This window comes from uncultured Tateyamaria sp. (assembly GCF_947503385.1).
Classification (GTDB): Bacteria; Pseudomonadota; Alphaproteobacteria; order Rhodobacterales; family Rhodobacteraceae; genus Tateyamaria.
Genome location: NZ_CANNDO010000002.1, coordinates 91,553 through 117,248, shown reverse-complemented (window position 1 = coordinate 117,248; position 25,696 = coordinate 91,553). Strand labels below are relative to the sequence as shown.

27 protein-coding genes are annotated in these 25,696 nt (G+C 61.1%); 6 read left to right on the top strand and 21 right to left on the bottom strand.

Annotated elements, in window-relative coordinates; all coding sequences use genetic code 11:
• Positions 1–16: 16 nt before the first annotated feature.
• Positions 17–466, bottom strand: a complete 450-nt coding sequence (locus Q1A85_RS06430) for a GNAT family N-acetyltransferase (RefSeq protein ID WP_299686568.1) — start codon at positions 464–466, stop codon at positions 17–19.
• Positions 463–1,404 (bottom strand): nucleoside hydrolase, encoded by a 942-nt coding sequence (locus Q1A85_RS06425; protein WP_299686566.1) that lies wholly within the window; start codon positions 1,402–1,404, stop codon positions 463–465. Before Q1A85_RS06425 ends, Q1A85_RS06430 begins: the two co-directional genes overlap by 4 nt.
• A 119-nt stretch (positions 1,405–1,523) precedes the next feature.
• Between Q1A85_RS06425 and Q1A85_RS06420 the strand changes: the two genes are divergently transcribed.
• On the top strand, positions 1,524–2,402 hold the full coding sequence (locus Q1A85_RS06420) for a hypothetical protein (protein ID WP_299686564.1): 879 nt from the start codon (positions 1,524–1,526) through the stop codon (positions 2,400–2,402).
• Between the two features lie 57 nt (positions 2,403–2,459).
• Here the strand turns inward: Q1A85_RS06420 and Q1A85_RS06415 are convergent, their stop codons facing one another.
• Positions 2,460–3,089 (bottom strand): invasion associated locus B family protein, encoded by a 630-nt coding sequence (locus Q1A85_RS06415; RefSeq protein WP_299686562.1) that lies wholly within the window; start codon positions 3,087–3,089, stop codon positions 2,460–2,462.
• A 418-nt stretch (positions 3,090–3,507) separates the two neighbouring features.
• On the opposite strand from Q1A85_RS06415, the gene Q1A85_RS06410 reads away from it, so the two are divergent.
• On the top strand, positions 3,508–5,049 hold the full coding sequence (locus tag Q1A85_RS06410; protein WP_299686560.1) for a helicase HerA-like domain-containing protein: 1,542 nt from the start codon (positions 3,508–3,510) through the stop codon (positions 5,047–5,049).
• Here the strand turns inward: Q1A85_RS06410 and Q1A85_RS06405 are convergent.
• From Q1A85_RS06405 to Q1A85_RS06375, 7 genes are all read right to left on the bottom strand, one after another.
• Entirely contained in the window at positions 5,036–6,079 is a 1,044-nt protein-coding gene (locus Q1A85_RS06405) for a Hint domain-containing protein (RefSeq protein WP_299686558.1), read from the bottom strand. The genes Q1A85_RS06410 and Q1A85_RS06405 overlap by 14 nt on opposite strands.
• Positions 6,080–6,182: 103 nt before the next feature.
• Complete coding sequence (locus Q1A85_RS06400; protein ID WP_299686556.1) at positions 6,183–7,487, bottom strand: branched-chain amino acid ABC transporter permease; 1,305 nt, start codon at positions 7,485–7,487, stop codon at positions 6,183–6,185.
• On the bottom strand, positions 7,484–8,494 hold the full coding sequence (locus tag Q1A85_RS06395) for a branched-chain amino acid ABC transporter permease (protein ID WP_299686554.1): 1,011 nt from the start codon (positions 8,492–8,494) through the stop codon (positions 7,484–7,486). Before Q1A85_RS06395 ends, Q1A85_RS06400 begins: the two co-directional genes overlap by 4 nt.
• Complete coding sequence (locus tag Q1A85_RS06390) at positions 8,494–8,925, bottom strand: hypothetical protein (RefSeq protein ID WP_299686552.1); 432 nt, start codon at positions 8,923–8,925, stop codon at positions 8,494–8,496. Before Q1A85_RS06390 ends, Q1A85_RS06395 begins: the two co-directional genes overlap by 1 nt.
• 2 nt (positions 8,926–8,927) lie before the next feature.
• Positions 8,928–9,641: an ABC transporter ATP-binding protein gene (locus Q1A85_RS06385; protein WP_299686550.1), complete on the bottom strand. Its 714-nt coding sequence runs from the start codon at positions 9,639–9,641 to the stop codon at positions 8,928–8,930.
• A gap of 72 nt (positions 9,642–9,713) precedes the next feature.
• Positions 9,714–10,496, bottom strand: a complete 783-nt coding sequence (locus Q1A85_RS06380; protein ID WP_299686548.1) for an ABC transporter ATP-binding protein — start codon at positions 10,494–10,496, stop codon at positions 9,714–9,716.
• Between the two features lie 90 nt (positions 10,497–10,586).
• Positions 10,587–11,786: an ABC transporter substrate-binding protein gene (locus Q1A85_RS06375; protein ID WP_299686546.1), complete on the bottom strand. Its 1,200-nt coding sequence runs from the start codon at positions 11,784–11,786 to the stop codon at positions 10,587–10,589.
• Positions 11,787–11,941: 155 nt separating this feature from the next.
• On the opposite strand from Q1A85_RS06375, the gene Q1A85_RS06370 reads away from it, so the two are divergent.
• The gene (locus Q1A85_RS06370; protein WP_299686544.1) at positions 11,942–13,033 is read left to right on the top strand and encodes a PQQ-dependent sugar dehydrogenase; all 1,092 of its coding nucleotides are present in this window, start codon (positions 11,942–11,944) and stop codon (positions 13,031–13,033) included.
• Here Q1A85_RS06370 and Q1A85_RS06365 read toward each other — a convergent pair.
• Together Q1A85_RS06365 and Q1A85_RS06360 are read right to left on the bottom strand one after the other, a co-directional pair.
• On the bottom strand, positions 13,030–13,359 hold the full coding sequence (locus Q1A85_RS06365) for a TfoX/Sxy family DNA transformation protein (RefSeq protein WP_299686542.1): 330 nt from the start codon (positions 13,357–13,359) through the stop codon (positions 13,030–13,032). The two genes, Q1A85_RS06370 and Q1A85_RS06365, sit on opposite strands and share 4 nt — an antisense overlap.
• Positions 13,360–13,604: 245 nt before the next feature.
• Positions 13,605–14,510: a galactose mutarotase gene (locus Q1A85_RS06360; protein WP_299686540.1), complete on the bottom strand. Its 906-nt coding sequence runs from the start codon at positions 14,508–14,510 to the stop codon at positions 13,605–13,607.
• A 72-nt stretch (positions 14,511–14,582) separates the two neighbouring features.
• Here Q1A85_RS06360 and Q1A85_RS06355 point away from each other — a divergent pair, with 72 nt between their 5' ends.
• Entirely contained in the window at positions 14,583–15,527 is a 945-nt protein-coding gene (locus tag Q1A85_RS06355; protein ID WP_299686538.1) for an aminotransferase class IV, read from the top strand.
• Positions 15,528–15,759: 232 nt separating this feature from the next.
• On the opposite strand, the gene Q1A85_RS06350 is transcribed toward Q1A85_RS06355, so the two are convergent.
• Genes Q1A85_RS06350 through Q1A85_RS06340 form a run of 3 tightly spaced genes read right to left on the bottom strand, consistent with a single transcriptional unit; the run spans position 15,760 to position 18,154 of the window.
• Positions 15,760–16,089, bottom strand: a complete 330-nt coding sequence (locus Q1A85_RS06350; RefSeq protein WP_299686536.1) for a putative quinol monooxygenase — start codon at positions 16,087–16,089, stop codon at positions 15,760–15,762.
• Positions 16,082–16,969 carry an SDR family oxidoreductase gene (locus Q1A85_RS06345; protein WP_299686534.1) on the bottom strand — a complete coding sequence of 296 codons (888 nt, stop codon included), beginning with the start codon at positions 16,967–16,969 and terminating at the stop codon, positions 16,082–16,084. Before Q1A85_RS06345 ends, Q1A85_RS06350 begins: the two co-directional genes overlap by 8 nt.
• Before the next feature lie 33 nt (positions 16,970–17,002).
• A complete protein-coding gene (locus Q1A85_RS06340) occupies positions 17,003–18,154 on the bottom strand; it encodes an FAD-dependent oxidoreductase (RefSeq protein WP_299686532.1) in 1,152 nt (383 codons plus the stop codon).
• A gap of 97 nt (positions 18,155–18,251) precedes the next feature.
• Here Q1A85_RS06340 and Q1A85_RS06335 point away from each other — a divergent pair, with 97 nt between their 5' ends.
• Complete coding sequence (locus Q1A85_RS06335; protein WP_299686530.1) at positions 18,252–19,118, top strand: LysR family transcriptional regulator; 867 nt, start codon at positions 18,252–18,254, stop codon at positions 19,116–19,118.
• A 46-nt stretch (positions 19,119–19,164) separates the two neighbouring features.
• Here Q1A85_RS06335 and Q1A85_RS06330 read toward each other — a convergent pair whose 3' ends face one another.
• The gene (locus Q1A85_RS06330) at positions 19,165–19,614 is read right to left on the bottom strand and encodes a DUF1330 domain-containing protein (protein WP_299686528.1); all 450 of its coding nucleotides are present in this window, start codon (positions 19,612–19,614) and stop codon (positions 19,165–19,167) included.
• A gap of 49 nt (positions 19,615–19,663) precedes the next feature.
• Between Q1A85_RS06330 and Q1A85_RS06325 the strand changes: the two genes are divergently transcribed.
• Positions 19,664–20,260 carry a TetR/AcrR family transcriptional regulator gene (locus tag Q1A85_RS06325; protein WP_299686526.1) on the top strand — a complete coding sequence of 199 codons (597 nt, stop codon included), beginning with the start codon at positions 19,664–19,666 and terminating at the stop codon, positions 20,258–20,260.
• A 36-nt stretch (positions 20,261–20,296) separates the two neighbouring features.
• Here the strand turns inward: Q1A85_RS06325 and Q1A85_RS06320 are convergent, their stop codons facing one another.
• From Q1A85_RS06320 to rbsK, 5 genes are all read right to left on the bottom strand, one after another.
• Entirely contained in the window at positions 20,297–21,046 is a 750-nt protein-coding gene (locus tag Q1A85_RS06320; RefSeq protein ID WP_299686524.1) for a hypothetical protein, read from the bottom strand.
• A gap of 302 nt (positions 21,047–21,348) precedes the next feature.
• Positions 21,349–22,245: an RNA polymerase sigma factor SigJ gene (gene sigJ / locus Q1A85_RS06315; RefSeq protein WP_299686522.1), complete on the bottom strand. Its 897-nt coding sequence runs from the start codon at positions 22,243–22,245 to the stop codon at positions 21,349–21,351.
• Positions 22,229–22,660 (bottom strand): carboxymuconolactone decarboxylase family protein, encoded by a 432-nt coding sequence (locus tag Q1A85_RS06310; protein WP_299686520.1) that lies wholly within the window; start codon positions 22,658–22,660, stop codon positions 22,229–22,231. Before Q1A85_RS06310 ends, sigJ begins: the two co-directional genes overlap by 17 nt.
• 230 nt (positions 22,661–22,890) lie before the next feature.
• Entirely contained in the window at positions 22,891–24,690 is a 1,800-nt protein-coding gene (locus Q1A85_RS06305; RefSeq protein ID WP_299686519.1) for an NAD(P)/FAD-dependent oxidoreductase, read from the bottom strand.
• Between the two features lie 103 nt (positions 24,691–24,793).
• Positions 24,794–25,696 (bottom strand): ribokinase, encoded by a 903-nt coding sequence (rbsK, locus tag Q1A85_RS06300; protein WP_299686518.1) that lies wholly within the window; start codon positions 25,694–25,696, stop codon positions 24,794–24,796.

The following is a 25,696-nucleotide window of genomic DNA, read 5'->3' as shown; positions in this document are numbered from 1 at the left end:
TGCAGCTCATCGGTGACTAGAGCTTGCGGGTCATCAGGTGGTAGCCGCTGCGCAAGCCAAAGCCGGAGCGCGCATAAAGGCGCTGCGCCGCCTCGTTGTCCTGTGCGACCTCAAGATGCAATGCCTTGACCCCCGCACCGGCAAGGGCGCGGGGCAGGGCCAACAGTACTTCGCTGGCAACACCGCGACCGCGCACACCGGGCCTGACAAAGATCTCGTCCACAAAGCCGTCCATGCCGCCGAATTCCACGGACCAGCCAAAGGTCACGATGACATAGCCGATGGGTGCGCGCGGCGGACCAATCAGATAGGCCGCACCGTGCGGAATACCGTCAAGCAGCGGTTTCAAACCTGCCGCGCGCGCCTCGGCGTTCAGCGTGATGCCTTCTTCGGCGTGAAAGGCTGCGACCAGCGCGTCGAGCCGGTCAAAATGCTCGGGCAGCGCAAGGGTGAGGGCGGCGCTCACAGCCGCGCCAGCCGGTCAGTGAGCAGCGCAAAAAAGCCGTCAGCGTCGATATCACCCATGAACGTCGCGTTGGCCGGGCGGTCCGACACGCGCCACCAATCGGCCACGGTCATGCCCATCGTCAGTTCCGAACCTGTTTCGATCTCAACATTCACATGGCGTCCCGTGAACAGGTCGGGCCGGATCAGGTAGGCCGTGACGCAAGGATCGTGCAGCGGCGCGCCAGCGGAGCCGTATTTTTCCTTGTCAAACCGCTCAAAGAAATCGGTCATCTCGGCGACTGCGACGCCGACGGGTGTGCCAAGGGCGCGAAAGGCGTCGTTGCGCGCTTGCGTCACCAGCGCTTTGTGCGTGACATCCAGCGGCATGATCACAATGTCGATTCCGGATTTCATAACGATTTCAGCTGCATCCGGGTCGACGTAGATGTTGAATTCAGCCGTGGGTGTGATGTTGCCCACCTCGAAATAGGCCCCGCCCATCAGCACGATCTGCTGCACGCGTTCGGCGATCTCGGGCGCGCGTTGCAGCGCCGTGGCGATATTGCTGAGCGGGCCCAGCGGGCACAATGTCACGGTGCCTGGTTCTTCGCGGCGCAGCGTGTCGATGATAAAGTCGACCGCGTGACCATCGGACAGCGGCATGGTCGGGTCAGGAAGGTTCGGTCCGTCCAGCCCGGTCTTGCCATGCACATGTTCGGCTGTCACCAGATCACGGCCCAACGGGCGATCACATCCGGCAAAGACAGGCACATCCGTTTTGCCCGCCAACTCGCAGATAATGCGCGCATTTTTTGCCGTGAGGTCCAATGGTACATTGCCCGCCACAGCCGTAATACCCAGCACGTCGATCTCGTCCGGGCTGGCCAGCGCCAGCAGAATGGCGACGGCGTCGTCCTGTCCTGGATCGGTATCAATGATGATTTTGCGCGGGGGCATTCGGGCCTCATTCTGATGTCGCGGCACCGTGGCCAGTTTGGCACCTGATGTCCAGAACAGACGCGCCCGCTTGCGCAATTCCTTGCGCGTGCCGGGCCCTGTGCTTAACCCTCGGGTCCATGAGTGATCAGCCGCTTTATATTCATGCGGGCGCGCACCGCACGGGCACGTCATCTTTCCAGATGTGCCTGCACGAGAATCGTGCGCTGGTGCAGGCGCGCGGATATGCGCTGGCCTATCCCCCACGCGATGACATTCCTTCTGGCACATTGGCGCTGCGGCTGCCGCGCCCACGTGACAGCAAGCTGGGCCGGGTGACGATCCGGACCACGCGGTTGCTGTCGACGCATTCGGGCGGACTGCCCTTGATCCTGTCCGAAGAGAATGTACCGGGCCGTATGATGCATTTCATCAAGGGACAGTTTTACCCGGCTGCCGAAAAACGCTGTGCCGTGCTGCGCGAGGCGTGGCCGGGCCCCATAGCGCATGTGATGCTGGTTGTGCGGCCCTATGATCAGCTGTTCGTGTCCGGGTTTCGTAAACGGGCCGAAGACAATCCGGTGCCACCCTTTGACGTGCTGCGTCCGAATTACATGCGGATGGACCGCGGTTGGCCGGAATTGGTGGGCATTTTGCGGGATGTGCTTCGGCCCGAACGGTTAACGGTGGTGCCCTACGCCGCGCGCGGCACCAGCGCGTCCCTTTTGGCGCGCTTGGTGCCGGTACTGGCGTCGGAGACGCTCAAGGAGCCTGTGCGAAACATGAACGTCAGCGCGACCGAAGCGGCGCTGGTGGCTTTGCAGGCGCGCTATGCCAAGGACGAGGCTATCACGCGCACCGAATGGCAAAGCGTCGTGGCAGCCCATGCCGACGACCGCGAACCCCGCGGCTTTGCCAGCTTTGCCGCAGAGGAAGTGACACATTGGGCCGACACCTATGCGCGCGATCTGGACCGCATTGCGGCCATGGACGGTATCACGCTGGAGCGGGCGCCCTGAAACGGCAAAGGCCGCGGCGTTGCCAACCGCGGCCCTGTCATGGTCCGTCCGTGCAGTTTATTGTTGCGCGACGGAAGTCTTTTCGAACGATGCGGTAAAGCCCGACAGCGACAGCTTCAGTTCAACCTTCTGATCCGGCGCCAGCGCAGGCACGATCGTCACGGTCGCTGCATTGCCACGGCGGAAGGAATTGACCTCTTCCTGCACCAGACCCACGCGGGAATAGCACCCGACCGTGTTGCAGAAGGCGAATGGATAGCGGCGCGCCTGACCGGCGTCCACACGCATGGTCAGCTGTTCCGGCAGCGAGGTTTCCAGCGGCACGATGATCGTCGCCCCGGCAACCGCGCGGCCACCTTCGGGCAGGCGGAAGATCGAAATTTCCGCAACCGGTGTGCCTTCGCTGTCAGTCATCAACTGGTACATCTGACAGGGATCGTTGCCATCCTCGGTCCGGATGCAGCGCATTTCCCAGTCGCCATTCTTTTCCTGAATATAGGTTTGGCCCACTTGCGGTTCGGTATTGGCCGGCTCGCCGAGGCTCAGCTGGTCCTCGATTCCCGTGTCACCCTGTTGGGTTTCTTCGGTCTGGGTGTCCGTGTCTGCGGCTTCGGTGTCCGTGGACTGTGCCCATGCCCCGAACGGGACCAAAAGGGCAAGGCTGAGAGCAAACAGTGAAGTGCGCATGATATTCCCTGTAGGTGTTGCGTTTCGAGCGTAGCTAACATGCCGCGCGGGCCATGTCAGCGCGAAACGGTCAAGAAATTCACGATCCCACAGGTTGGCAGATAAATGCCTTGTCCAAAACAGAAAAAGGGAACCAAACGGCCCCCTTTTCCCACGTCTTCTTCTCTCCCCGTCGGACTGGCCGACTTATGGGGCAGACGTTACGAAAGCGTGAGTCGTCGGTCAACCGCTAATATCGTGTCGGTAAACGTCGGGCGCACAAATAAAAAAAGGCCGCGCACAAGGCGCGGCCAGTCTGACAGGGAGGAAGTGTTCCGCGCCAGGAGGACATGTAGGCGGGAACGAAGATCACTATGGCGTCAAAAGGTTAACTTTGTATGGTCGTCGCGAAACCGTGCATGGACAAAGAGTTAACATGATGAACGACAAGCTATTCATAGGCGGCGGGGGCGTGGATTACGCTCAGCGTCAGGAACTGACGCTAAAGTACGCCAACCGGCACGGATTAGTGGCAGGTGCAACCGGCACCGGCAAAACCGTGACGCTTCAGATCCTCGCCGAAGGATTTTCCAATGCAGGCGTCCCGGTGATCCTGTCGGACGTCAAAGGCGACCTGTCCGGCCTCGCCAAACCGGGCACCGAAACCCACAAGTTGCATGTTCCGTTCACGGATCGTGCGCAAAAGATCGGTTTTGACGATTACACGTATCACGCCTGTCCGGTGACGTTTTGGGACCTGTTTGGCGAACAGGGCCATCCGGTGCGCACAACGGTGTCCGAGATGGGGCCGCTGTTGCTGGCGCGCCTTCTTGATCTGACCGAAGCGCAGGAAGGCATCTTGAACATCGCTTTCCGTCTTGCAGATGAAGAGGGGCTGCCGCTGCTTGATCTCAAGGACCTCCAAGCGCTGCTTGTGTGGATTGGCGAGAACGGCAAATCGCTATCGCTGCGCTATGGCAACGTGTCCTCTGCTTCCATCGGTGCGATCCAGCGCAGGCTGCTGGTGCTGGAAAACCAAGGCGGCGCGGGGCTGTTTGGCGAACCGGCGCTGGCGCTGTCGGACCTGATGCGCACTGACGCGGACGGGCGCGGCATGGTCAACATTCTGGCCGCCGATAAACTCATGGCCTCCCCCAAACTTTATGCGACCTTCCTGTTGTGGCTTTTGTCCGAACTCTTTGAAGAACTGCCCGAGGTGGGTGATCCGGACAAACCCAAGCTGGTCTTCTTCTTTGACGAGGCCCATCTGCTTTTTGATGACGCGCCCAAGGCGCTGGTGGATAAGGTCGAACAGGTCGCGCGCCTGATCCGGTCAAAGGGTGTCGGCGTCTACTTTATCACCCAGAACCCGGCGGATGTGCCCGAGGATATACTTGGTCAGTTGGGCAACCGCATCCAGCACGCGCTGCGCGCCTTTACGGCCAAGGACCGCAAGGAATTGCGCCTTGCCGCCGAAACCTACCGCGAAAATCCCCGCTTCGACACCGAAGCGGCAATCCGCGAAGTCGGCGTGGGCGAGGCGGTGACGTCCATGTTGATGAAAAAGGGCGTGCCGGGGATCGTGGAGCGAACCTTGATCCGCCCGCCATCATCGCAACTGGGGCCGATCACCAAATCAGAGCGCACCGCGCACATGGCGGCGTCCGACATGTCGGGAAAATATGACGAGCGGCTGGACCGGAAATCGGCGTTTGAAATCCTCAAGGCGCGAGCGGACAAGGCCGCGACAGAGGCGGCGGAGGCCGAGGAAAAAGCAGAAGAGATGCAGCCCGTTCTGCGCGAATTCAACGCGGCCCGACGGTTTTCGGGCGCGCGCGTGTCCCGATCAACCTCGAAATCGACGCGGCGCGGGGCCAGTTTTGGCGAGGCCATGACCAAGATGGTGGTCAAGGAACTGACGGGCACCACCGGTCGTCGCATCGTGCGCGGCGTGCTTGGAGGGCTGTTCAAAGGGCGTTGAGCGGCGCTTTGGACAGCCGGTCGCGCGCCACGCGGACCGAAGGACAGGGCAGGGCCGGTGCCATCGCTCCAAATATGAACGACCGGCCCATGGCCTGCCGCAGTGACGCGCGTTCTGCACGGCTGAACGCGCGGTATGCGTGCGGTCCCAGCAACATCGTTTCCGACAGAACGCCGTTTGCACGGATCAGACAGTGCCGGTCGCAGATCAGGTGCCACCACTGTATCTGACGGCGGCCAGCCATTGCGTGCACACCCGGCAGATCGACCAAGGCCTGCGCCGGAGCAAGGGCAGGGGGGCCAACGTCGATCTGTCCCTGCACCCCGATGGCGATGCGGTGCTGCCGAGACACGACCAGATCGCGCGCGGGCACGCCCGGCCCGAGGCATCCCGCTTGCAGGCAGATCGGCGGGGCTGCATCGCCTTTGGCAAACATCTGTTTTCGGGTCCAGACCCACCGCAACACCTGTGCACCCCCGTTGGCTGTGCAAACATGATCCCCCGGTCGCAAAAATTCGATACGCGTGGCACCGCGCGGCGTTTCAATCAACGTACCCCGCGCATAGCAGGCGGGAATTGTCCCTTTGTTCGTCGAGGTCTGGGCGTAGTAGCTGCTGCCGCCATCGTCGCTTTGCAGTGACTGGTTCGCCGCCTCTGCATTGCCTGCATTGGTGCTGGTCATCCCGTTGGCGGCCCCTTGGGTCGCCGTAAGGGTGTTCCCGCTCCAAGAGACGAATTGCAGCACCGTGTTGCTGCCATCCACAAGCGCCAGCGCATCGTTTGGATACATCACCCCGGTCGCATCGCCGCCGGAGTCGAAGGCCGGATTGCTGGCGTCGATGACATAGACATCATGCCCGTTGATCGTGGTTTGAACAGCGCCCAGGCCAAAGGTGTACAGGACCTCGCCGGTAGAGCCGTAAAGCAGAACGGAATAGCTGGATATATCCGTGCCAGTCGGCACTGCGATTTCAATGAATTCATCCGCGTCTGTGCCGAAATAGTCGATTTCCGAAAAGTAGCCAGACATGAACCCGCGCCCTGCACAACACAGCGTGCCGTGTATAAGCGACAGTCGTTAACAGAGGCGAAAAACCATCACCCCGGTTTTCTTCAAATTTTAGTCAATGCCGTTATCTCTCGGGGATCAGACCGCGCGGGCTGAACCGCAGGACCAGCAGCAAAACCAACCCCATGGTCAACAGCCGCATATGTGCCGCCGAATCCAGCAGGTGGTCGCGCAGCCAATAGCCGTCGGCCATACCGGCCGTGATCAATTGCATCAGGCCAAGGCCGATCGGCTCCACCATGACCCACAGCCACCAGATCAGGAAGCCGCCCAGCACCGCACCCAGATTGTTGCCCGACCCGCCCACGATCACCATGACCCAGACCAGAAAGGTAAAGCGCAGCGGCTGGTAGGTGCCCGGTGTCAGTTGCCCGTCCAACGTTGTCATCATCGCGCCGGCAATGCCGCAGATGGCGGAGCCCAACACAAACACCTGCAAATGCCGGGCCTTGACGTCTTTGCCCATCGCTTCCGATGCGACCTCGTTGTCGCGGATGGCGCGCATCATGCGGCCCCATGGGCTGTGCAACGCGCGCTGCGCCAGAACGAACAGCACCACGAGGACGGCGGCAAAAAGCCCGGCATAGATCAGCTTGACCCACAAGGTCGATGCCTTCACCGGATCAAGACCCCAGCCTGACACGCGTTCGACAAAGTCGGGCGAGTTTTGCAGGTCGATTTCGTAGGGGGCGGGGCGGGGCAGGCCCACCACGTTCTTGACCCCGCGCGCCAGCCAGTCTTCGTTCTTGAGCACGGCAATGATGATTTCGGCAATGCCAAGCGTGGCAATGGCCAGATAGTCAGACCGCAGCCCCAAAGCCGTCTTGCCGATGATCCATGCAGCCCCCGCAGCGAGCAGCCCACCCACAGGCCACGCCACCAGCACAGGCAGGCCCAGCCCGCCCAGATACCCCGCATTGGCGGGGTTCACGGCCTCCACCGCGGCGACACCACCGTCGAATACAGCGCGGTAGACGAAAAACCCGATGATCAGGATCGCGATCATGCCGATGGCCCGCACGCGTCCCCGTGGCAGCGCGCCATAGGCGAGGATCGCGCCAACGATTGTCGCAGCGCCGAGGACAAGCGCCAGCACGACGCGCAAGCCCCCCGCGGCCCAAGCCTCGCCCACAGGTGGCATGGAAATCAACACAGTGGCGAGACCACCCAGGGCGACAAACCCCATGATCCCCACATTGAACAGCCCCGCAAACCCCCATTGCAGGTTCACCCCCAATGCCATGATTGCCGAAATCAAACCAAAGTTCAGGACAAACAGGGCCGAGTTCCAGCTTTGTACAAAGCCGGTGCCGATGATCAGCAGGGCGACAAAGCCAAAGTAGAGGACATTGCGTGCCGTATCGCTCATACTGATTTCCCCGCAAAGAGGCCCGTGGGCCGGAACAACAGCACGATCAGCAGGATGACAAAGCTGACGGCGAATTTGTAGTCTGTGGACAATAGCTGCGCGAGACCATCGGGCGCCAGCGCCTCGGGCAGCGCGTAGTTGGCGACCTTCTTCCATGCATAGGTGATCATCACTTCGGAAAAGGCGATGGTGAACCCGCCCGCAATCGCCCCCAATGGACTGCCAAGACCTCCCACGATGGCAGAGGCAAAGATGGGCAGCAGCAGCTGGAAATAGACAAACGGCTTGAACGATTTGTCGAGGCCGTAAAGCACGCCTGCGATGGTGGCGAGTGCGGCCACGATCAGCCATGTGACCATGACAACCCGTTCCGGGTTGATGCCCGACAGCAGGGCGAGGTCTTCGTTGTCGGAATAGGCGCGCATGGATTTGCCCGTGCGCGTGCGGTTCAAGAAGTAGAACAGGGCCGCGACCACAATCACCGCCGTCAGCACGGTAATCCCTTGGGTGGTCTTGAACGCCAGCCCTTCCTTGAGGCCGGTCAGTGCCTTGAATTCGCGGACGGAAATGATGAACCGCTCCCCATCGGCAAAGCGTTGATCATTCGGGCCGATGATAAACCGCACAAGCCCGTTCATGATGAACATGACGCCCAAGGAGACCATGACAAAGATGATCGGCTTGGCCTTTTGTGTTCGATAAAACCGGTAAACCCCGCGATCCGTCAAAAGGATAAGACCGGCGCACACGGCGATCCCAAAGGGCAGGGCAAGCAGGGCGGTCGGCAGCGGCCCCGCACTGATACCAATTGCCTGAAAACCCCAAGTGATCAGGATCGTGGCCATCGTGCCAAAGGCCATGGTGTCGCCATGGGCAAAGTTCGAAAACCGCAGGATGCCGTAAATGAGCGTGACCCCAAGCGCGCCAAGCGCCAACTGCGATCCATAAGCAATCGCGGGGATCAGGACGAAATTGGAGAGCGCCACAAAGGCGTTGAGCAAGTCCATCAGTTCGTTACCTCCACGCAGGTGCCCTCGTAATACAAGGACATACCTTGCGCGCGCATGTGGATCGAATAGCGGCCCTTGCCTTCTGCAATGGTCAGCAAACGCTGGGTGGCCTGCGCGTTGAACGCCACGAAACCCGTCATCGGATGGCCAAATCCACCCGCTGTGATCGGCGCCGCCTTAAAATCGCCCGCCACATCCGACACCTCGACAGTGAACGCGTCCGGCGGCGTCTCGGTCGGATTGGCCGCACGAAATCTCTTTCCCGACGGATCAGGCATATAAACCGCGGAAATCTCGTAATCGGTTTCGCCGCACGGCTCGGTATCCACGCATTCCACGGTGAAACTGCACGCAATGCGTTGAAGGCCATCTGCTGCTGCCGGAAACGGCGACAGGGCTACGATGAGAAAGAGGATGTGGCGCAACATCGTTATCCCCCCAAAAAGCTTTTGCGCACTTCGGGATCGGCCAACAATTCCTTGCCCGTCCCCGTATACGCGTTGCGGCCCTGCACCAGAACATAGCCCTTGTCGGCGATCTCCAGCGCTTGGCGCGCGTTCTGCTCCACCATCAGGATCGGGATGCCGGTGCGCGCCACCTCGATGATCCGGTCAAACAGCTCGTCCATAACAATCGGCGAAACCCCCGCCGTCGGCTCGTCCAGCATCAGCACCTTGGGCTGGGTCATCAGCGCCCGTCCCACGGCCACCTGCTGCCGTTGACCCCCCGACAATTCACCCGCCGCCTGACGGCGCTTTTCCTTCAGGATCGGGAACAGGTCATAGACTTGGCGCATCGTGTCCGAAAAGTCGTCGCGCCGGATAAAGGCACCCATCTCAAGGTTCTCTTCCACCGTCATGGAGGTAAAGATGTTCGACGTCTGCGGCACAAAGCCCATGCCACGCGCAACCCGGTCCTGCGGCGACAGGGCCGTGATGTCTTCGCCATCCAGCCGCACCGACCCTTGCCGCACGTCCAGCATCCCGAACACAGCCTTCATCGCCGTGGATTTGCCAGCCCCGTTTGGTCCAACGATCACGGCAATCTCGCCGGGGTCCACGGCCACTGTGCAATCGTGCAAAATGTCCGGACCCGCGCCGTAGCCGCCCGTCATCGTATCCCCGATCAAAAACGGCTCAGACATGTACGCCCCCGGCTTCTTCTGACCAAAAATACCACGGGGGTGTGGGGGCTGGCCCCCACGCACACACGCCGTTCATGCGCCCACCTTGTCTTTGTTCTTCAGGCCCGTGCCCAGATAGGCCTCGATCACCTGTTCATTCGCTTTGATCTCGGCCAGCGACCCTTCGGCCAGAACGCGGCCTTCGGCCATGCAGATCACCGGGCCACAAATCTTACCGATGAAATCCATGTCATGCTCGATCACGACAAAGGTATAGTTGCGCTCGGCATTCAGCCGCAGGATCGCGTCGCCGATGGTGTTCAGCAGCGTCCGGTTCACGCCCGCACCCACCTCGTCCAGAAACACGATCTTGGCATCGACCATCATGGTGCGGCCCAGTTCCAGCAGCTTTTTCTGCCCGCCGGACACTTGCCCTGCCTTGTGGTCTGCCAGATGCTCGATGGTCAGAAATTCAAGCACCTCGTCGGCCTTGGCGCGCAGTGCGCGTTCCTCGTCCGCGATGCGGCGACGTCCGAACCACGTGTTCCACAGCGTTTCGCCCGATTGGGCATCCGGCACCATCATCAGGTTTTCGCGGCAACTCATCGACGAAAACTCGTGCGCAATCTGAAAGGTGCGCAGCAGTCCCTTGTGAAAAAGCGTATGTGGCGGCAGTCCCGTGATGTCCTCTCCGTCCATGGTCACACGGCCAGAAGTAGGTTTAAGAACGCCAGCAATCACGTTGAAAAGTGTCGTTTTTCCGGCACCGTTGGGGCCGATCAACCCGGTGATGGACCCCGCGTCAATCGACAGCGACGCGCCATCAACGGCGTGAAAGCCGCCGAAATGCTTGTGAATATCGTCAACGACGATCATATGTATCCCCGTGCCGCTTTAAGAGCGATCTTCAAGATATTGAAACAGCCCGGGAAAAACCCGGGCTGCTCTGGTCCTATTCAGGATCGCTTAGCGGTACTTGGCTGTCGTGATCTCGCCGCCTTCGACGACGATCTGGCGATAGTTGCCAGCGCTTTCGCCGGGGCCGATCAGTTCAACCGCTGTCGCACCCACATAGTCGATGTCGCCGCCGTCTTTGATGATCTGCAACGCTTTGGCCAGCTGACCGGGGAAGATCTGTTCACCGGGCGCATTGGCCACATCCATCACATGATCTTTAAAGTCGTTGCTGTCCTTGGAGTTTGCGGCCTGCATCGCCAGCATGATCAGCGCCGCAGCATCGTAACTTTCGGGCGTAAAGGGCGAGGTGGCGTCAAACGCATCGCCGACCATCTCGGTGAACATCGCCGCGCCTTCGCTGTCGGTGCCGGGGTGCTGGCCGGTGGAGCCTTCGATCTCGTCACCGAAGTTTTCCTGCAGCTTGGCGCCGATCATCCCGTCGGGGAAGTGGAACGTGTCGAACGCACCGGAATCGAGAGCCGCGCGCACGATGCCCGAACCGCCCTGATCCACATAGCCCGCGACGACCAGACGGTCACCACCAGCCGAGGCCAGTGCGCCCACTTCGGCCGAATAGTCGGCCTTGCCGTCTTCGTGGGCGGCGTTGATGGTCACGGTGCCACCTGCGGCCTCAAACGCGGCTTGGAAGCTGTCTGCCAGACCCTTGCCATAGTCGTTGTTGGTGTAGGTGACTGCGACTTCCTTGATGCCTTCTTCCATCAGCACTTCGGTCATCACGACGCCTTGGCGGGCGTCCGACGGCGCGGTGCGGAAGAAGAGACCGTTGTCTTCGTTGTCATTGTGCGACAGGCCGGGCGATGTGGCAGAGGGCGAGATCATCACCACACCGTTGGCCACAGCCACATTGTTCAGGATCGCACCAGTGACGCCGGAACAGTCCGCGCCCATGATCGCATCAACCTTGTCAGAGGTCACAAGACGCTCTGCCGCGGCAGTGGCTGCACCTGCGTCGACGCAAGTGGAATCTGCGCGCACCGATGTCACGGTGGCGCTGTCGAGCAGCAGGCCGCTGTCGGTGACTTCTTTCATCGCCAGTTCAGCGCCGTCCGCCATAGAGGGCGTCAGCGATTCAATCGGGCCGGTAAAGCCGAGGATGACGCCGATTTTGACTTCTTTTGCGTGGCCGCCAGCAACAGCTGCGCCCGCCATCAGTGCCGTGGCCGCTGTGGCCATCAACAGGTGTTTCATGTGATTTTCTCCCTGTGGAATATTTTCCTAGCCCGAAACCTAGGCGGGCCTGTCGCAAAAGAAAAGTGGCAATAGTCCTGCGTGAACACGGGATTGTAAGTGGACGCAGGGTCAACCGTGCTTACCTCTGACACAGATGCCTGACAGGAGAATTCATGATGCGTATGCCCGTTCTTTCACTGCTTCTGATGTGGCCGGTGGCGGCCCTTGCGCTGGATACGGGCGGCGGGGCGGTCACTGTGACGCCTGTTGTGACGGGGTTGGACCAGCCATGGGGCGTGGCCGAATTGCCGGACGGCAGCCTTCTTGTGACCGAACGGGACGGCGTGCTGTTGCGCGTGGTGGAGGGTCGTGCGCAGCGTGTTAATGGTGCACCGCGCGTCGCCTCGCGGGGGCAGGGCGGCCTGCTGGACGTGACGCTGGCGCGCGACTTTGCCACCAGCCGAACGGTGTTTCTGACCTATGCCAAGCGACAACAAGGCGGGGCGGGCACCGCATTGGCCGCAGCGGAGCTGAGCGCGGATGGCCGCCGTCTGGAAAATCTGCGCGACCTTTTTGTGGCGGCACCCGGGTTCAGCGGCGGGCGGCATTTCGGCAGCCGCGTGGTCGAGGCCACCGATGGCACGCTTTATGTCACCATCGGTGATCGTGGCGACCGACCTTCCGCGCAGGATCGCAGCAATCACAACGGTGCTATCGTGCGTGTGACCCGTGACGGCACGGTGCCTGCCGACAATCCGTTTGTGGGGCAGGCGGACGTGCAACCGCACATCTGGTCCTATGGCCACCGCAACCCGCAGGGTGCTGGCCTTGATGCAAATGGCACGCTTTGGACGGCGGAACACGGCGCGCGCGGCGGCGACGAAGTGAACCGGGTGCGCAAGGGTGCCAATTTCGGTTGGCCGGTGATCTCTTACGGCGTGCATTACTCGGGTGAGGAGATCGGCGAAGGCACCTCCAAACCGGGGATGGAGCAGCCCGCACATTATTGGGACCCGTCCATCGCGCCCTCGGGCCTGATGATTTATCAGGGTGATATGTTTCCCGACTGGCGGGGCGATATGTTCGTGGGATCACTCAAGTTCGGCTATATCTCGCGGCTGGATATCTCCGGTGACACCGCGCGTGAGGTGGAACAGATACAAGGTGATGAAACAGAGCGCGTGCGCGACATCATAGAGGCGCCCGATGGCAGCATCCTGTTCATCTCCGTTGGGAACGGTGCGATTTACCGGATGACCCGCTAGGGGCGTTCGATCACGCCAATCTCGTCCAGCGCCTTTTCAAAGGCGGACCGACCGCTGTCGAACGCCTCGGCCTTGATGGCGTCGAAACGGGCCCTCAGCGCTTTTTTCTCGTCGCCCTTGCAGTCGTTCCACGGACGGCCCTGAAGACCCATGACCAGTACGTAATAGCCGATGAAATGCGGACGCACGCCCGAGCGCAGCAGGCGGCGATAGGTTTCGTCTGCCCCAAGCACACGCAGCGTTTCGGCGTCAGGAATGCCCGCCTTGGCGCAGGCAGCGTCCATTGCGGGCCCGAGGTTGCGGATGCTGGAAACAGGGGTGCTCATGCGCCAAGTCTACGCAGCGCAAGACCCGCTGTCACGGTCCGGCGCACGATGCGGCGTCGATCAGATGCTGGCGAAGTCTGTGATGACCGGCGTCGGCCGCGGCTCTTTCGACGGTTGCGGTTTCGGCGGTTGCTGCTTTGAATCCTTGGGCATACCAACGCCCTTTCGTTTATTGCTGCCCGCATGGATGCGGTAGATTAACCTCAGCACGGGACTGTGCCGTGCGCATGGCTGAAATGTGGCAATTATGTGGCGGGCTGCAAGGTATAGCGTGTGATCTGACGGTATGGTGAATCGGGTGTGATCAAAACCGGTGGAAAGGTTGGCGTGTTGACAGCGTCGGGCCAGTCCTGCGGCTCCAATGCGCACCCGGCGTATGGGGCAATGTCTGTGCCGGGGATGTCTGGCAACCCCGCGCCGGAATAGACTTGCAGGCCCGGTTCGGTGCTTTCGATTGTCAGGCTCGCTTTGTCCCCGGTCAGCGTGGCAACGATCTCCGGCTTGTCCCGCCGTGCGGAGGCAAGACAGAGGTTGTGATCAATCTCAGGCGGCAAAGACCGCCCGTCGCGGAAATCGAAGGGCGTGCCTGCCACCGGGGCAATCTGACCCGTGGGCAGGTTCGCGGCATCCGTGGGCAGGTAATGCACTGCCGCGCAGCGCAGCACCGGAGGTCCGCCCAATGCCCAATAGGGGTGATGCGCCAGCGCCATTGGGGTCGCCGCGTCTGTGACCGCATGAAGGCTCAGTTGCATGGTCGGGCCAATGACAGTGAATGCGGCTGTAATTTGCCGCCCGCCGGGCAAACCACATGCGCCGTCTTCCAATACCAGTGACAGGATCAGATGTTCGGGTCCTCGGGCCGTGACAGACCACCTTTGTACATGCACCCCGTCGGGGCCGCTGTGCAGACATGTGGACCCTTCGTTCTGGGGCATCTGGTAGCTGTGACCGCCGATCTGCACCCGACTATCCCGCACCCGGTTCGCCACCGGGCCGACAAGCACACCGCCATATGCGGCGACAAATTCCGGCGCATCTGCATCAAGGATCAGGTTCGGCCCGCCATCCAGATGCAGCGCCCGTATGCGCGCGCCAATTGGGTCAAAAAGGGCCGTCAGGCGATCCGAGGATATGGTGTAGGTCTCCGTCATGGCGCGACAGTGGCGCAGGTGCCGCGCGGGTGCAAACCTTTGGCCTTGACGATCCGGACTGGCCGCGTGCTCATGGCGAAAAGAACGGATGCCGCCATGCCCATTTCGACCCACGACGCCAGCGCTGATGACCGCAATGATGCCATCCTGATTTACGTGGATGGTCAGATCGTGCCCAAGGCCGAAGCCATGGTTTCGGTCTATGACAGCGGGTTCATGCTGGGCGACGGCATCTGGGAGGGTTTGCGGCTTTATGATGGGCATATCCCGTTTTTTGACGACCACCTTGATCGGCTGTTCGAGGCGGCGGCCTATACCGAAATCGACATCGGCCTTGACCGCACTGCACTGACAACTGCGGTGTGGGACACGCTGGCTGCCAATGGTATGACCACAGATGCCCATATCCGCCTGATGGTCACGCGCGGGCGCAAGGCCAAGCCGTTCCAGCATCCGCATCTCAGCTTGTGGGGCGCGACCATCGTCATCATCGCGGAACATTCCGTGCCTGACGACAGCGTCCTGACCCGCGGCATCACCCTGCACACCGTACCGCACCATCGTGGTCTGCCGCTGACGCAGGATGCCAAGCTGAATTCTCATTCCAAGCTCAATTGCATCATCGCGCTGAACCATGCGGTGCGCGCGGGCGCGGACGAGGCGTTGATGCTGGACCCGTTCGGATTTGTGAACACCACCAACGCCTGCAACTTTTTTATCGTCAAAAAGGGGGCGGTTTGGACCTCGACCGGGGATTACTGCATGAACGGCATCACGCGGCAAAAGGTCATCGACCTGTGCCGCGCCGAAGGTATCCCGGTGTTCGAGCGCAACTATTCGCTGGTCGACACCTACAGCGCGGACGAGGCGTTTTTGACCGGCACGTTCGGCGCACAGACACCCGTGTTCGAAATTGATGGCCGCAGGATCGGGGCGGGGCAGGCGGGGCCGGTCTTTCTGCGTCTGCGGGCGGCTTACAAGGCGTTGATTGCACAAGGTGCCGCGCAGGCAGGCTGATCGCGGCCCCGCGAGCGGTCCGGTTGCCATACTGTTTTGGGGGTTGGTTGCTCGTGGTTGGACGTGCGCCGCGTCTCGGTCAGTCATGCCACCGATATGCGTCAACGCAATACGTGCAGTCATACCCGCGGATCAAGCGCCCGGTGATATCGGGCCAAAGTCACGGTCACAAGTTTCACAATTGGGCCGTATCTCTGGCATGTGGGGCCAGATCTGGTCGCGGGGCACGGCATCACGGAAACTGCGCCGATGCCTGAAGCGAGATCGGGTTGAGCCGCACGATGTCCACCGGGGCGCTCAGCCACATCTCGTATTTTGCAAAAACCGCCCGCGTGTAAGGCTGTGCGTAATGCAAATCGAGCGCTGCTTGATCGCGGAACCGTTCGAACAGGTGCAACACACGGTGCCCTGCATCACCGCTTTGAAACGCGGCAAAGACGCGGCAGCCGGGTTCGGCCAGTGTCAGCGGCACCAAACTGTCCAGCGCGGCCCGCGCATCGTCGAAATGCGCGGGCTTTGGCCGGATTGTGGCAAACAGGAACAGATCACCCGGATCAGGCATCGGACGCGACCCCGGTATAGACTGGTTTCAGCATGTCGATCAGATTGGCCTGGATTGGCGCAACCGCATTATTGACGGCGCTGACACCCATGTCATGCCCCACTTGGACGCGGATCGGGCGTGGGTCTGTCATCTCGACCAGATCGACGATCACTGTGGCAACGTTGTTGGCGTCGGTCCCAGTTGTGTCCGTCTCGAACATTTGTCCAAACATACCCAGTAACCTGTCCCGTCCATGTGCAAGATCGCCGTATTCGGCCATCCGCACCTGGTCCGCAGGCGCAGGTGCGGTGACGACAAGGTCCGTGCCATGACCGCTGGGTTCGATCAGGACGTTGTCGACGCCAAAGGTCTCAAGCTCATTGTGGAGCGCCTCGCTATAGGCTTCGACTGCCCATTTGCTGGCACAGTAAATTCCAAAAAACGGCATTCCGAACCGCCCGGCAGAGGAACTGAGGTGGATCACCAGACCGGACGCCCGACGCCGCATCGCGGGCAGTGCCGCGCGTGTCATGCGCATCAGCCCGTAGACGTTCACGTCAAAGACGGCTTCGGTCTGTTCCATTGAAAAACCTTCGGTCAGGCCGACAGGCATAACGCCCGCATTGTTGACCAGCACGTCAAGCGCGCCGGTTGCCTCAACCGCATCGACGGCCGCCTGACAGGCAGCATCGTCAGTTACGTCAAGCGCAATCGGCGTGAGGTCATAGCCGTTTTCCAGCGCGGATAAGCGCATAGCCTTTGCCGCGTCGGCGTTGCGACCGGCGATGTCACGCATACCGGCAAAGACACGGTGGCCCTTGGCGGCAAGCGCATGAGCGGCCAGCAGACCGATACCACGACTGGCACCGGTGATCAGGATGGTTTTTGTGTCTGTCATTGGTTTTCTCTTTTCCAGATGTGTTTTCTGCCGCTAGGCGCTGACGGGCAGAATGGTGTCAAAGATCGCCTCGCGGCCCAGCGTGGAGGCGGGGGGATAAATCCATGTTTCGTTGATCTGTGCCTTCATCGCGGCACCCTCTGTGCCGGTCAGCACAACCGTCCGGTCCCACCCTTGGGTAAAGATCGCGTCCGACTGACCAAGGCTCAGGCAGGTTGCATAGTCCGGCTGGGCATAGCGGATCAGCGGCTGTCCCAGCAGGTCCAGCACGGCGTTCTGACCTGCGACCACTCCCATCGGCATGGCGTGCTGGCAGGACATGAGCGTCATGTGATCCGCATCTGCCTGACCCGCTGCAACATCGCCCGCGGCAAACAGTGTGGGTTGTGACGGCAGGCGCAAAAAGGCATCCACCTGCAGCCGGCCATCTGACGCCTGCGCGCCAAGACCATGGACCAGCGGGGACGGGCGCAACCCTGTGGCAAAGATACATGTATCCGTTTCAATGATGGTGCCGGAGCCAAGCGTGATGCGGCGTGCGGTGACCTCGGTAACGGTCTCCTCTCCGACAAAGGTGATATCGGCGCGCGACAGCGCCTCGGCAATGGCGCTGGTCACGTTGGACCCCAAGGAATGGCCTGCGACCGCCCCCTGATCCAACAGGATGATGCGGGCCACCGGACCCAGACGATCGCGCAGGGCCGTTGCAATCTCCAGCCCGCTGAAACTTGCGCCAACCACAACCACCGTTGCGGCGCGTGCCACCGACATATCCAACCCGTCCAAATGCGCGTCCAGGCGGGCCGTGCTGACGTAATCATCCACCGCGAAACCGTGATCTGACGCTCCGCGCACCGGGGGCATTGCCAAATGGCTGCCTGTGGCAAGGATCAGCCGGTCAAAGTCCAACGTGCCGCCCGCGCGCGTCTGCACCGCGCTGTCCGAAATCCCACTGACATCCTGTTGCGCGAACGTGACGCCCACCGTGTCGAGCAGTGGCCGAAGCGGGACGCGCATATCTGCCTTTGCGCCTTCGTAAAGGCGGGGGCGGATACACAGGTCGGCGTCTTTGGACACAAGCGTGATGTCGATGGCGTCCGCGGTGTTGCGGTGACGCGTCGCTGCTGCGGCAAGCGCGGCCCAAACCCCGGCAAAGCCGCCGCCTGCAATTGTGATGTTTGGCATGATCTTCCTATCGTTGCTGCACATCTTGGGGTAACAGTCGCGTTTGCGCGGGTATACGAACGAATTTGCATCCACGATTCGCAAAAATGAGACAGAGATGATGGGCTGGGACGACTACAGGCTGCTGCTGCATATCGCGCGGCACGGGCGTGTGCCGGAGGCGGCGCGAGACCTGCGCGTGACCACATCCACCGTGTTCCGTCGCCTTGCCGCGATTGAGGCGCAGCTAAACATGCCCGTGTTCCAGCGCGATGGAGGCCGCTACACACCGACGGATGACGGGGCCACGATCATTGCCGCCGCGGAACGGATGGAGCAGGAAACGGCAAACGTTTCGCGCCAGTTTCAGGGAGAAGACCGCGCGCTGTCCGGATCGGTGACCATCACGACAAGCGAGGTGCTGTCGTCCTTCTTTGTGGCCCGCCATGTCATGGCTCTGGGACAGGCGCATCCCGAACTGCGGATGCAGGTGGTCAGCAGTGACGGAATGCTGGATCTGTCCCGGCACGAGGCGGATGTCGCCATCAGGCCCAAGCGCCTGTGTTCCAACGCCCTGTTTGGCCGGAAATTCGCCACGATCCGTTGGGCCACCTACATGGCCGAAGGCCGAACGGACGATACCGAGCAAGATCATATAGGACATGCGGGTGACCCGCGTCTGGCCGCGTTTTTCGGTGCCCCGGCCTTTGACCCGAATAGCGCAGAGGGGCCGCAATTCTTTGCCAGTTCGTTGGTACTGCGCGCGTCCATGTGTGCAAATGGCGGACACCGGGCCGTGCTGCCGATGATCTTAGGTGAGGTCTGGCCCGGTTTGCGCCGGGTGAGCGATGCGCTGGCATCGCCTGTTGGTGATTTGTGGATCGTTTGCCACATGGACATGCGCCGCAACCGCCGGGTCCGCGCGGTGTTTGACGCAATGATCGAAGGCGCACGGGCCGACAAAGCGTTGTTTGAAGGCCCGTAACCGGGGCGGAGACGATGACGGGCGCAACATCGCGCACGCCGTCCGGTCAGGGCGTCGCGATCAGGACCTTTTGTGCGGCCACGGCAGCGGCCCGGTGTGGAAAGGCGGCAATGTAAGCGTCATCCAGATACAGGTTCAGGAACGCTTGCTGGTTTGGGTAGGACCCGATTGCAATCAGATCCCAGTCTTCGTCTGCGCCAAGAAAAGTACCCGCACACGGGGCCACCAGCAGGAATGACCCGCCGCTGCGTTCCATGGTGGGGATGCTGACATCCGCGTATCGCTGAAACGCGGCGTTGCCTGACATGTCGTCAAAACTTTGGCGGTCATCGGTGTAGTCAGCGACGTCCCGGAACTTGAAAAAATTGATGAGCGTCAGCGCCGCGTCCGGGTCCCGATCAAGCACGCGGCGCCATTGGTCTGGCGTGGGACAGGAGCCATCGGACCCGTCACCGTAGATTTCCGTGATGCGCTGTGTGGTTTCTGTGGTGTTCATTGGTCTTCTCCTGTACTTTACATGTGTCAAGTAAGCTGGAGCTTTACAGGTGTCAAGTAAACGGGTGGCGACCCAGACCAAAACGGAAATACTGGATGCGGCGTGGGATCTGGTGTCGCGGCGTGGCGCGGATGTATCCGTGTCGGACATTGCAAAGCAGGTCGGCATCAGCCGCCAGTCGATCTATCTGCACTTTGGATCGCGCGGCGGGTTGTTGATCGCGCTGGTGCGCAGGGCCGATGACCGGTTCGACATCAAGACGGCGCTGTTTGACGCCTTTGCACTGCCGGACCCGCAGGCGCGGCTTGAACGGACTTTGGATGTCTGGCTTGATTTTGTCCCCAAAATCTACCCCGTGGCCAAGGACCTTATCCGTCTGCGCGACACGGACGCAGAATCCGCCGCCGCATGGGAGGACCGGATGCAGGAGCTGCGCAGTTGGCTGGCCATTTTGTTTACGTCCCTCGAAGCGGACGGCGTTCTGCCCCATGGCTGGACCGCACGGGATGCGAGCGAGGTGTTCTGGGCTCATTCCAGCGTTCAGGTCTGGGGGTTGCTTACCAGCGATTGCGGTTGGAGCGCGGACAAGGCGCGGCGGCATCTAAGGCAGTTTCTGGTGTCCAGCATGGTGGCCAAACGCGGCTGAGGTGCCCGGTTTCCCGGGCACCTGCGACATCTGCGCCTAAGTGTGCTGGGCTTGGTTGACCGCGTTCATCGCCGCGCGGTCCGCCCGAATTTTGCTGATTGAGATAAAGTGAAAGCCAAGAAAAATCGGTACGAAAAACGCGGGAAACAGTGCCAGCGGATGATCGTTCACGATATTGGGCGCGTCGTGCGACAGCAGGTGCGCAAACCCTTCGGACGTCATGATGCCAAGTGCGACGGCAAAGACAAAGTCGAGAATGCCGATGATGTTGGCCCGCATCAGCAGCTTGCGCGCATTGGGCGCACCATTTGCCAGCGCCTTGCTGGCCTGCCAGCCCGCGATGCCCGCCCAGATGTCGCCAAGACCAGCAGGCAAAGCGAATTCCGCCGGGATACTGCCGCCCAGCCAGCCGATCAGGAACACGCCGCCCATGATGCGGGGGATCTGAAATGCAGCAATGGCGGCCAGCGGCGTGGCCATCGTGATGCGCCGCCCCAGCGGAACGAGCCATGCCAATGCCCAGACCAGCGCAGCCCCACCAAAGAGAAAGGCGAGCACAACCGGCGGGTCCTGCAATGTCGGCGGGACGTTCAGCACATCATTTTCCGACGGCGGAACAACAATCGCAAACCAAAGCCCAAAAACAAAGGCCACCACAGCAACAGCCACGCCGGTCTGTTGCCCGGTCAGGTTGGCCCGGCTTGCGCCAATCATCATGATTGCGAGGGCGATCAGGGGCAGGGCGACTGCGAAGGTGCGGACATAAAAGATGAGGAAGTCAGTCATGGTGTGGCTTTCAGTTTGATGTGGGACTGTGCGGCGGTCCGGGGGTGTTTTCACCCGTCTCAGGCGCGTTGATTGGTGCGCGCCCGGCAGCGGGCGCGTTGGTAAAACGTGATGTGGTTCGGTGTAATGGATATCTCTTGGATTATGAGTATACTCTTAAATAGATGATGAACAACATCCTAAATGTCAATCCCCGCGCTTGCGTTGCACATCGACCCCCTGTGGCAAGACAAAAAGCGGCGCAGCCTGCGGGAAACAGGCTGCGCCGTTGCGGTCGGGTGAGGGGGGGGGCGGGGCGCGGCCTAGTGAATGTAAACTGCGTCCCGCCGCGTCAGCTTGTCAGGGTTTCGAACAATAAAAATGTCATCGACCCTGTGATCCTGATCGTAGGCAAAGGACACGGCGGCAGTGATGCGCCCGTCCACGCCGATGAAAATACCGCGTGCGCCGTTCAGGTCTGCAACTGTCCAGTCATGACCGCCCCAATAGGTTCCCAGATCGTTGGCCAAAAAGGCGCATAGCGCCGCGCGCCCTACAACAGGTTCAAGCACCGCAGGCACCTTGCCGCCACCATCCGCACGCAGCCGCGCATCTGCGGCCAGCATAGACGACAGACTGCCAACATCGCCGGCCTGCACAGCGTTCTGGAACGCAGACAGAAACGCCATCTGGCGATCCACCGGCACGTCGTGCCGCACAACAGACCGGCCCACATGGCCGCGCGCGCGGGACACCAACTTGCGACTGCTGGCCTCAGTCACATCGAGAGTCCGCGCCACGTCGGCGTGGGGCAGGTCGAATATGTCGTGCAGCAGAAATGCGGCACGTTCCTTTGGCGTCAGCCGTTCCAGCATCGTCAAAAAGGCCATCGACAGGCTTGAGCTGAGCGTCAGCCGTGCTTCGGCGTCCATGTCCGTCGATATCTGGATGGGTTCTGGCAGCCACGCCCCGACATAATCCACACGCGCCCGGTCGCCTGTCCGCCGTACGTCGAGGCAACGCCGCGTGCAGGCGGTGACAAGCCAGCCGGTTGGATTGTCGATAGACGGACGGTCTGCGCGCGCCCATTTCACAAAGGTGTCCTGCACCACATCCTCCGCATCGCTGAGCGAGCCAAGGATGCGGTAGGCAAGGCCGGTCAGCCGCGGTCTGAGGCTGTCGAACAAAGCGGCATCCGGGGTGTCAGTGTTTTGAGACATTGATCCGGTTCCACAGGTTGATCATGGCAATTTCTGCCGTCAGCGCGCCGATTTCAGCATCGGAGAAATGATCGCGCAACCGGGCACGCAGGGTGCCCAGATCCGTCCGGGCATCCATCTGGGTCAGCGCCTCGGTCCATTCCAGCGCGACCTGTTCCTGCTCGGTGAAATCGCTGACGTGGTTCCAGACGATCACGCGGTCCAACCGATCCGCCGTTTCACCGTCGCGACGGGCGTCGCGGGTATGCATCTTGACACAGTAACCGCAGCGGTTGATCTGAGAGGCCCGCAGGCGCACGAGGTGGCAAAGTGATGGGTCCAGCCCATGGGCGGCGATAACGCCGTGTACATTGGCCATGGCCTGAAGGATGTCCGGAATGGCGTGTTCATATGTGATGGCGTGCGTTGGTGTCATGGTCAGTCTCCTGAGTGCAGTGTTCCTATGCCTCTTTGACGAACCGCATCGGCGATGTGTGACATGTCGCCCGTGAAAATCGTTCACGGCGTTGAATATAATGAGTAATTTAATGCCACGCTAAGGCGATGGCCGCACTGCGCCGTCTGACCTGCGGGACAATGCACTGCGGTTGACCGGGCCTCCACCGTGGTTTTCACACGGGACGGCCCGGTCTGGATATTATCACATCAGCCGCGGTGATGCGTTTCCTGAAGCCCGTAAACAGGCGTGTTGATGCCTTCCATCCGTGCTTTGATCTGTAGCGACAGGAACTGCGAGTAATGGCGCGACTGGTGCAGGTTGCCGCCGTGGAACCACAGCGCCTCCTGCTGGGTCGGTTTCCACATGTTGCGCTGTTCGCCTTCCCACGGGCCGGGGTCCTTGGGCGTGTCCGACCCCAATCCCCAGACCTTGCCAACCTTGTCTGCGGTGTCCTGATCAATCAGGTCCGACACCCAGCCATTCATTGAGCCATAGCCGGTGGCATAGACAATCAGGTCCGCCTCAAGCTTTGTGCCATCCTCAAGGATAACACCATCCGGTACAATCTCGCTGACCTGTCCGGCCTGCAATTTGATCTTTCCGTCGATGACAAGCTGGCTGGCACCGACGTCGATATAGTAGCCGGAGCCGCGGCGCAGATACTTCATAAAGAGACCCGAATTGTCCGCCCCCCAGTCCAGCTGAAAGCCTGCATTTTCGAGACCTGCATAAAACTCTGCATCGACCTCCTTGATCTTGTCATAAACCGGTATCTGGAACTCGTGCAGGATGCGGTATGGTAAGGAGGCAAAGATCAGATCGGCCTTTTGCGTAGTTACACCGGCCTCTACCGCGCGTTCGGAATACAGATCGCCCAGCCCGTGTTCCATCAGCGGTTCGGACCGCACGATATGGGTCGACGACCGCTGGACCATCGTCACATCCACATCGTTTTCCCAAAGTGCGGCGCAGATATCGTGGGCGGAATTGTTTGACCCGATCACGACGGCCTTCTTGCCCTTGTATTTGTCCGGGCCGGGGTGTTGCGACGAATGGTGCTGGTCACCTTTGAACGTATCCATGCCGGGGAAATCGGGGACATTCGCCTTGCCCGACATGCCGGTGGCAAAGACCAGCTGTTTGGGGCGGAGGGTGACCGTTTGGCCGTTGCGGTCCACGGTGACGGCCCATTCCTTTGTGCTTTCGTTGAATTCGGCGTGATGCACGGTCGATTGCGTCCAGTAATTCAGCTCCATGACCCGTGTGTACATCTCAAGCCAGTCGCCGATCTTGTCCTTGGGCGAAAACACCGGCCAGTTCGGCGGGAAGGGCAGGTAGGGCAGGTGGTCGTACCAGACCGGGTCGTGCAGGCAGAGCGATTTGTAGCGCTTGCGCCAACTGTCGCCGGGACGTGCGTTTTTCTCAACGATGATCGTGGGCACGCCAAGCTGGCGCAGCCGTGCGCCCAAGGCGATGCCGCCCTGTCCGCCACCGATGATCACGGTATAGGGCTGGGTGGTGTAGCCCAGTTCGGCCTGTTCCTTCTCACGCTCTTCGGCCCAGCTGAGCCGTCCTTTGCCAGCGCCATGTTTCGCCCCCAGCGGGCGTTCGTAGCCCAGAGGTTCCTCGTGGCCTTTCAGTTCGGTCATGGATGTCAGCAGTGTCCAGATCAGCCCGTCGCGCAGGCGGATCAGGCCATAGCCACGGGCAACGTCCGTTTCGAATGTGATCCATGCGGTGGTGATCCCGCCATCTTCAGTGACCGGCTCGCCGTCCGCGATGCGCCATTGGCTGGGTTTTGTGGTGCCAAGCTGCGCTGCCAGCATGTCGCGGACCTGATCCGGACCTTCCATGGTGCGGATGTTCCAAGTGAAAGTGACGAGGTCCCGCCAATAGCAATCTGTCTGAAACATCGCGACGGCCGCGTCGATATCTCCGCGCGCCAAAGCGCCGCCAAAATTGTCCAGAAAACCTTGGATTTCGGTGTCGAGTGTATTGTCCAGCATTCTGCGCCCTCCCAAGTGCAACTTGTCCGAGTGTGCCAGAACGGTGCCGTTTGTGCGACGGTTTTGCTGAGGGTGTCCGGTTTCTTGCCGATGGTCCGTGCGGTCAGAGGTGGGCCAGAACCTCGTCGCGGGTGGGCATGGAGGGCGCGGTGCCGGGGCGCGTGACCGATATGCCTGCGGTTGCGCACCCATACCGCACCGCATCGACCGCGCTTTGCCCGTCGGCAAGTGCCGCGGCAAAGGCACCGTTAAAGGCATCGCCCGCGCCGGTCGTTTCCACCACTGGGCCGGCCTTCACCGCCGGGACCAGTCCGTGACCGGCAAGGTACGCGCCTTGTTGCCCCATGGTGATAATCGGGGTGCGGACACCTTTGGTCATCAGGGCAGCGCAGGCCTGTTCGGCCTGTTTTTCATCCGTGACGGCAATCTCGGTGAGCGCTTCGCATTCTGTTTCATTCGGGGTGACATAGTCGCAAAGGGCCAGCATTCCCTCTGGTAATTCAGCGGCAGGGGCAGGGTTCAACACCGTCGTGACGCCCGCGGCGCGCGCAATCTCCAAGGCGCGCACTGCCGCGTCCATCGGTTGTTCCAGCTGGGTGACAAAAACGTCGGCCCCTTGGATCAGGTCCGCCTGCGCCTCAACATCAGAGGGGGAGATAAGAGCCGCCGCGCCGGGGGCCACGATGATGGCGTTGTCGCCGCTGGCCTCTTCGATAAAGATATGGGCGGCGCCAGTATAGCTTTCGGCAATCTGGCGCACGTGCGGGACAACACCGGCCTGCGCCCATGTGTCGAGCGCCAGCTTGGCAAAGTCGTCCTGACCGAGGTTCGAGATGAAATGCGTGTCGACCCCAAGACGGGCGCAGGCCACCGCCTGATTGGATCCCTTGCCGCCCGGGCCAAGGGCAAAGGCGGTGCCCATGATCGTCTCGCCCATCACAGGCATCCGCGCGGCGCGGTACGCAGTATCGGCGACAAAGACACCCAGAATCACAACCGTTCCCAT